Origin of the sequence: Streptomyces sp. NPDC059456, assembly GCF_042750055.1 — a bacterium.
Classification (GTDB): Bacteria; Actinomycetota; Actinomycetes; order Streptomycetales; family Streptomycetaceae; genus Streptomyces.
In genome coordinates, this window is record NZ_JBHYVA010000427.1 from 1 (window position 1) to 7,439 (window position 7,439).

Here is a 7,439-nt window from a genome sequence, read left to right on the forward strand (position 1 = left end):
CCTCCAGCCACAACCGATATATACACTATAATATGCGTCGGCAGCGTCTGTTGTTTAAAAGAGACCGCGACAGACGGGGCGCCCCCGCCCCGTCCGGGCGGGGGGCTCCCCTTCTGTGCCGTTCTGTCGTGCGAGGTCTCAGATGCGGACCTGGACGGCGCGGGAGAGCCGGTCGTGCAGGCCGCGGCCGTCGCGGTCCCAGACCAGCGCCGGGATGACGAGGGCGAGCAGCACCGTGCGCAGCACGACCCGGCCGAAGCCGAGGCGGCCGCCGTCCTCCGCGACGACCCGCAGGCCCACGAGCCGCTTCCCGGGGGTGAACCCCACGGTGCCGACGGTGAGGATGCTCAGCAGCACGAAGAGCGCGAGCGTCCAGTTGCCCGTGGCGGTGGGGTTGCCGCCGGTGATCAGCCCGTATGCGATCAGCTGGCAGCCGATCCAGTCGACGGCGACCCCGCCGAGGCGGCGGCCGAAGCGGGCCGCGGAGCCGGGCCCCTGCCGGGGCAGGCCGAGCCGCTGGCCCGGGTAGCCGAAGTCGACGCCCATGTCCTCGGCGGCCGCGCGGGGGCCGGAGAGCCAGGATCCGAGTGCTTGCCTGTTGTCCACCCGAACACGGTACCTGTGCGGCTCCACGCCCTTCCCGCGGGACCCTGGTTAACTTGAGCGAAACAAATGGGTCATGCTTGAGAAATCCCGCCTGCTTATGGTCGGGTCAGCGTGCGGCACCGCACTGACGCACCACGAGCTATAAAGCCCGCCCTGCCCCGGGGTCGGGAGTAGGAGGAGTTGGATGTTCCAGAACGCCGACGAAGTGAAGCAGTACATCGAGGAGAACGACGTCAAGTTCGTTGACGTCCGCTTCTGCGACCTGCCTGGTGTGATGCAGCACTTCACCATCCCGGCTCGGGCATTCGACCCGGCGGAGGAGCTCGCCTTCGACGGATCCTCGATCCGCGGCTTCCAGGCGATCCACGAGTCCGACATGGCGCTGCGTGCCGACATCACCACCGCGCGTCTGGACCCGTTCCGCAAGGACAAGACGCTCAACATCAACTTCTTCATCCACGACCCGATCACGGGCGAGGCCTACAGCCGCGACCCCCGCAACATCGCGAAGAAGGCCGAGGCGTACCTCGCCTCCACCGGCATCGCCGACACCGCGTTCTTCGGCCCCGAGGCCGAGTTCTACGTGTTCGACAGCGTGCGCTTCGCGACCTCCGCGAACGAGGGCTTCTACCACATCGACTCCGAGGCCGGCGCCTGGAACACCGGTTCCGAGGAGAACAACCGCGGCTACAAGGTCCGCTACAAGGGCGGTTACTTCCCGGTCGCCCCGGTCGACCACTTCGCCGACCTGCGCGCCGAGATCTCCCTCGAACTGGACGCCCAGGGCCTCCAGGTCGAGCGCCAGCACCACGAGGTCGGCACCGGCGGCCAGGCCGAGATCAACTACAAGTTCAACACGCTGCTGGCCGCGGCCGACGACCTGATGCTCTTCAAGTACATCGTGAAGAACGTCGCCTGGCGCAACGGCAAGACCGCGACCTTTATGCCGAAGCCGATCTTCGGTGACAACGGCTCGGGCATGCACGTGCACCAGTCGCTGTGGGCGAACGGCGAGCCGCTGTTCTACGACGAGGCCGGCTACGCGGGCCTGTCGGACACCGCCCGCTACTACATCGGCGGCATCCTCAAGCACGCCCCGTCGCTGCTCGCCTTCACCAACCCGACGGTGAACTCGTACCACCGCCTGGTCCCGGGCTTCGAGGCACCGGTCAACATGGTGTACTCGCAGCGCAACCGCTCCGCCGCCATGCGCATCCCGATCACCGGCTCGAACCCGAAGGCCAAGCGCGTCGAGTTCCGCGCCCCGGACCCGTCCTCGAACCCGTACCTGGCGTTCGCGGCCCTGCTGCTGGCCGGCCTCGACGGCGTGAAGAACAAGATCGAGCCGATGGAGCCGATCGACAAGGACCTCTACGAGCTCTCGCCCGACGAGCACGCGAGCGTCCCGCAGGTCCCGACCAGCCTGGAGGACGTCCTCAAGGCCCTGGAGGCCGACCACGAGTACCTCCTGGCCGGCGGCGTCTTCACCCCGGACCTGATCGAGACCTGGATCGACTACAAGCGCACGCACGAGATCGCCCCGATCGCCCTGCGCCCGCACCCGCACGAGTTCGAGATGTACTTCGACATCTAAGTCGAGGATTTCGTCCGAAGGCCGTCACCCCACTCCGGGGTGGCGGCCTTCGTCGTAAAGGTTCGTGCGGGAAGCGAGTGAAGCTACGCCGCGGGCGACTCCGGGATGCGCCAGGTGATCCGGAACCGCTCGGCGTCCGGAAGCCCGAGCGGACCCACCGGGCTGATCTGCTTGATCAGGTAGCCGAAGACCATGTGGTGAGCCTCCTCCGACACCTCGTCCCAGGTGCCCGGAGTCACGATCATCACCTCGCGCATCAGACTCAGGTCCGACTCGTTCTCCAGCATCGCTGCCCGGTCGTCCCGGTCCATCGTCTCGTCGGCGCGCAGGGCGCGGATCGACTCCGCGAGGAGATTCGGCTCACGGCCAAGTCGCCGCAGAATCTCCTGGCAGCCGTACCGGAAGGCGGCGTACGCCTCCATGGCTTCCCGGTCGGGATTGCGGTAGCCAAACGGCGCACCGTCCTCCGCCCCGACGTAGTCACCCTTCAGCGTGTGCAGCAGGACCCGTAGCGCGTATTCGGCTCCCTGCTCCTCGATGAACCGCACCATCCCATGGACCCATTGGTCCTCGGGCACCAACGGCTCGTGCGGGGCGGCGAGCGAGGGATGGATCTCGATGGCGCTGAAAGGGTTGACCAACATGCCCATGACCAATTCTGGCGTCCACGTGCCGTCCTCACCGCCCCAGCCGCCATTGACGAGCTCCTGGAACGACTTCAGCGCGCCGGATTCCCCTTCACCGATCGCGCGCCACAGCGGCAGGAACCTTGCTGTTTCGGACTCCTCGTCCCGGGGCGGGCTGCACAGTCCGGCCAGGACGACGACAATGTCGTGGACGGTCTCCCAGCGCGGCACCCGTATTCCGTTGACAGCGGAGCGCACGGTCTCATGGCTGGCGTCCGACAATTGGTCCTCGCGGCTGCGGATGAGCGTGCTCACCTTCCGGAAGCTCAAACGGCCCGCCGAGCGGTGCAGTTCCTGCAGCGCCTCTGCTAACTCTCGGTGCCTGCCTTGCGGTCTCGGCGGGCTGCTGGAAGCGACCAATGGGATTCCTCCCCGTTCAGGGTGTCAAGTTCCGCCAACACGGTAGAAGCCGCAGACCAGGGCCGAGTCAGTATTCGTCAAGTTCGCCGGTCCGCCCGCCAAACCGTGACTCGCGGCCGACCGGCGAGGTGAGCATGAGAGAAGGCGCCGACGGAGCGCCTTCTCCCGAGGAGTTGCCGCGCGTGCACATCCCTGCTTACGCCCATGACACCATTCGCGCCGCCGCGCTGCCCAGCATGCCCACGTCTCGCCAGGTGGGAGGCGTGGACTGCTGCCTGTGCGACAAACCGTTCGGTGAGAACCTCGCCGCCGTACCGCTCGGGCCGACACCGACGTCCGGGCTGTTCGGATGCCGCCCCTGCCTGACTCGGTTGATCACTCGGGCGCGCCGGACCCGCGACGCCGCGCTGACCCACGACGCCGAGCGTGCCCGAGCGGAGTCCGCGGCCTGGATGCCGGTACGTGAACGCCATCTCGCGCGGCTCGACAGTGTGCGGCAGGCCGCTGAGGCCGTGACCGGGCTGGTCCGGAGCACAGATACCGAGGCGCTGCGCGTCGCCTGGCTACTGATCTCGCTCGAGTCCGCGTACGCGTGGGTCCCGGACGCGCCAGAGCCTCCCGCTTCTGTGGACCATGAGAACTCGGAGCTGAAGAACGAGGCCTTCCGGCTCGACCTGGCCATGATCGCGGCGCGGGAGGCGGTGGCGGAGCGGCTCGCCTATCACCTTCTCAATGCTGCACAGCCCGAGGAACCGGAGATGTGCGAGGAGTTCGAATGCCCGGAAGCCTGCTCGGGACGCCACGACTCCACACACATCGATTGCGGGCCGGACGCCGTCTTCGACGATCTGGCGGAGCACGGCATCACCGTGGAGCAGCCAGAGCCCGAACCGCTGCCGGCTCGGCTCGCGGCCCTCCTGGGGAGGGCCGAGGCCCAGGAGAAGCACTCACCGCTTCCGGACATCGAGGAGCAGGCCCCCGTTATCCTGGCGCACTTCGGGATCGACGCGGACGACACGAACGTCCTGGTGAGCGCGGCAGCGGTCGGCCTGGTAGCAGACGCCTGGCGCGAGGGGCCGATGGACGTGATTCACGCGGCCGACGACGGGCCGAACGACGGGGAGATCTTCGCGCAGAGCGTCGATCTGTACCGCAGGGCTCGCGCGGCGCTGGTGGATGCACGGGACGACGGGCCCGAGGTGCTGCTTGCCTTCGTGGCCGTCGCCTCGGACGTGGACCTTCCGTGGGCCGGGGGCTCGCACTTCGCGCTTCGGACGGTGTCCCAATCCGTGGCGGAGTTCGTCCAACACGTCGACGACCGGGTGTGGTTCACCGCAGAGGTGATGCGTGAACGGGGTTGGCGCGCGGGGGTGCTGCACAGGGCCGCTTCGGCCGTGTTCAAGGCCCCCACTCACTTCGGAATGCCAGGCTGGCCCGGCGTCGTCGCCTCAGCAATGGAACGTCTCGCCCTGCTCGACCGGTCGGGCGCGCCCGAGGCGCTGGCCAACCTCGCGGCAGTGGAAGCCTCGTTGCTCGAAGCGCCGGACCAGCTGGGGGCAGACGCCCTGGACTGGATTTCTCGCCAGGCACTGCTCGGGTAGCGCGCCCGTGAGTTGGGACAACCTCAGCCTGGTCATCCTTGCCGCCTTCGGTTGCCTCACGCTCCTACTGACACAGGTAGGCGAGGTGCTTTCGAAGCTTCCGCAGATCATTCGCGCTTGGCGGCAAGTGCGGAACGAACTGCGCAACGGGGTGGATCATGATTGCCAGGAGGACCCGCAGGGGAACGGCGACCGAAGTGTCGGGCCCGGGCCCGCAGCAGCTCATCCCGCTGGCACGCCCTGGCGGCCTGAAATGCGGAGAGAACCGTCCGCACCGGGTACCGATGAGTGACCGCTCGATGCCCATCGAGTCGTATATCCACGGTGAAGCAGCGCCCCCGGCGGCCCTCTCGGCCTCAGGTTCCCGGTGCCGCAGCCGCTCCTCCGGGCCGGTGGAGCAGGGGCATTGCGCCCGTCAGGTCGCGGAGGCAGCGGACCGCGAGTTCCGCGGGGGAGCCGGGGCCCGCGACCGGGGCGTCCGTGGTCGACCAGAGCTCCAGGGAGATGCGGATGGCGTCCGTGGCGGCCGCCGCCAGGAGGCGGACGCCCAGGGGGTCCGCGTCCTCGCCGGCCAGCCGGGCGATCACCGGGACCAGGCGTTCCTCGGAGTCCTGGTTCACCCGGTACCAGACCGCGCGCAGCGCCTCGTCGGCCTGGGCCGCGCGGAGCAGGCCGCGGGTGACCTCAAGGCCCTCCTCGACCGTGCGGGAGTCGCCGAGCGAGCGGGTCACCGCGCGTTCCAGGGCCTCGCCGAGCGGGGTGCCGGGGTCCTCCTCGGCGAGCAGGGCGCGCCAGGCGTCGCCGCCGCCGGCGAGCAGCGGGGCGACGGCCTCCTGCTTGTTGCGGAAGTACCGGTAGAACGTGCGCAGCGCCACTCCGGCGCGGTGCGCGATGTCCTCGGCGGTGGTGCCGTCGGGGCCGTGTTCGGCGAACAGGGCGCAGGCCGCGCGGGCGATGTCCAGCTGGGTGGCGGCCTTGCGGCGCTCGGTCAGCGACCGGGCTCCGGGACCCGCCAGGGGAGAGTACGGACGAGGGGATCTCACGGGTGAAGCCTACCTCCCGGAAACGAGACAGATTGCATGCTTTGACACTCTGGCAAAACGTGCCGCGATCTCGATACGCTCGCCCCATGAACCGTTACGAAGGACGTCGCGTCCTCATCACCGGCGGCGGCTCCGGCATCGGCCAGGCCACCGTCCACCGCATCCTCGCCGAGGGCGGCCGCGTCCACACCGTGGACGTCAACGAAGCCGGCCTGAAAGCGACCGCCGACCGGGCCGCCGCCGACGGGCACGCCGGCCGGCTCACCACCGCCGTCCTCGACATATCCGACGAGGCGGCCGTACGGAGCGGGGTCGCCGCCGCCGTGGAGTCCCTCGGCGGGCTCGACGTCCTGGTCAACGCGGCCGGCATCCTGCGCTCCGCGCACACCCACCAGACCACGCTCGACTTCTGGAACAAGGTCATCGCGGTCAACCTCACGGGCACCTTCCTGGTGATCCGCGAGTCCCTCCCGGCGCTGCTGGAGGGCGACCAGCCGGTCGTCGTGAACTTCAGCTCCACCTCGGCGTCCTTCGCCCACCCCTACATGTCCGCCTACGCGGCCAGCAAGGGCGGCATCCAGTCCATGACCCACGCCCTGGCCGCCGAGTACAGCAAGCAGGGCCTGCGCTTCGTCGCCGTCGCGCCCGGCTCCATCGAGAGCGGCATGACCACGGGCAACGGCCCCGGCCTGCCCGAGGACACCGACTGGAGCCTGTTCGCCAAGCTGGCCCCGGCCATCGGCCAGGGCTTCGCCGGCCCGCAGACCGTCGCCGGCGTCGTCGCCATGCTGGGCTCCGAGGACGGCGCCTTCATCACCGGCACCGAGATCCGCATCGACGGCGGCACGCACTACTAGGAGCACTACGAGGAGCGGAAACGGTCCCACAGCCGGGGGAAGCGCTCCGCGAGCACGGCTTCGTTCTCGAAGTCCAGCGGGGCGCCCTCCGGTTCGGCGGCCTGCAGCGGGATCCCCAGATCGGGCGCCACCGCCCCGGTCAGCTGCTCGTACGCCTCGTCGGCCGCGTACCCCAGCTCCTCGCCGTCCCCGTCGATCTCCTCGTCGAACTCCTCCAGGAGCTCCGCGAGCCCGTCCGGATCGTGCACCCCGCCCTCGAAGACCTCCCGGCCCTGGCCGATCAGCCAGCACCGGAAGTAGTCGAACGCGTCGTCGCTCGCCCCGTCGAGCAACACCCAGGCCGCGCCCCACAGGTCCCACGTGTACGCCCGGTTGTACCGGGACTCGAAGTGCCGGGCGAAGTCCAGGACGGAGTCCGGGTCGAGCTGGGCCAGCCGCTCCACGAGCAGCTCGGCATGCTCCTCGGGGTCGCCTTCGGCGGCCTCGCGGGTACGGTCGACGATCTCCCAGAACTCCGTCTCGTCCATCACCGCTCCAGCATCACGGGTGCGCCCCCTCGCCGCCACCGCTCATACGGCCAAAGGCCGGGGTGCGGCCCCCGTGACGGGGGGGGCCCCCGCCCGCGGGCGGGGGGGGTTAAAAAAAAACCAGCCCCCCAGAACCCTATCGAGCTGGGTGTGGGGGGAGAGGGT

At 69.2% G+C, this 7,439-nt stretch carries 7 protein-coding genes; 3 read left to right on the forward strand and 4 right to left on the reverse strand.

The genetic code is table 11. The features are described from left to right. Positions 1-138 precede the first annotated feature (138 nt). Positions 139-606: an RDD family protein gene (locus ACFXA3_RS29105; protein WP_385191491.1), complete on the reverse strand. Its 468-nt coding sequence runs from the start codon at positions 604-606 to the stop codon at positions 139-141. Positions 607-790: 184 nt separating this feature from the next. Between ACFXA3_RS29105 and glnA the strand changes: the two genes are divergently transcribed. After that, on the forward strand, positions 791-2,200 hold the full coding sequence (gene glnA, locus ACFXA3_RS29110) for a type I glutamate--ammonia ligase (RefSeq protein WP_385191493.1): 1,410 nt from the start codon (positions 791-793) through the stop codon (positions 2,198-2,200). A gap of 83 nt (positions 2,201-2,283) precedes the next feature. On the opposite strand, the gene ACFXA3_RS29115 is transcribed toward glnA, so the two are convergent. Next, a complete protein-coding gene (locus tag ACFXA3_RS29115; protein WP_385191494.1) occupies positions 2,284-3,141 on the reverse strand; it encodes a hypothetical protein in 858 nt (285 codons plus the stop codon). Between the two features lie 287 nt (positions 3,142-3,428). Between ACFXA3_RS29115 and ACFXA3_RS29120 the strand changes: the two genes are divergently transcribed. Continuing rightward, the gene (locus ACFXA3_RS29120) at positions 3,429-4,847 is read left to right on the forward strand and encodes a hypothetical protein (protein ID WP_385191495.1); all 1,419 of its coding nucleotides are present in this window, start codon (positions 3,429-3,431) and stop codon (positions 4,845-4,847) included. Positions 4,848-5,203: 356 nt separating this feature from the next. Here the strand turns inward: ACFXA3_RS29120 and ACFXA3_RS29125 are convergent, their stop codons facing one another. Next, a complete protein-coding gene (locus ACFXA3_RS29125; RefSeq protein ID WP_385191497.1) occupies positions 5,204-5,890 on the reverse strand; it encodes a TetR/AcrR family transcriptional regulator in 687 nt (228 codons plus the stop codon). Positions 5,891-5,976: 86 nt separating this feature from the next. Here ACFXA3_RS29125 and ACFXA3_RS29130 point away from each other — a divergent pair, with 86 nt between their 5' ends. Further along, entirely contained in the window at positions 5,977-6,747 is a 771-nt protein-coding gene (locus ACFXA3_RS29130) for an SDR family NAD(P)-dependent oxidoreductase (RefSeq protein ID WP_054225531.1), read from the forward strand. 5 nt (positions 6,748-6,752) lie between these two features. Here the strand turns inward: ACFXA3_RS29130 and ACFXA3_RS29135 are convergent, their stop codons facing one another. Then, complete coding sequence (locus ACFXA3_RS29135) at positions 6,753-7,274, reverse strand: DUF4240 domain-containing protein (RefSeq protein WP_385191499.1); 522 nt, start codon at positions 7,272-7,274, stop codon at positions 6,753-6,755. Positions 7,275-7,439 lie beyond the last annotated feature (165 nt).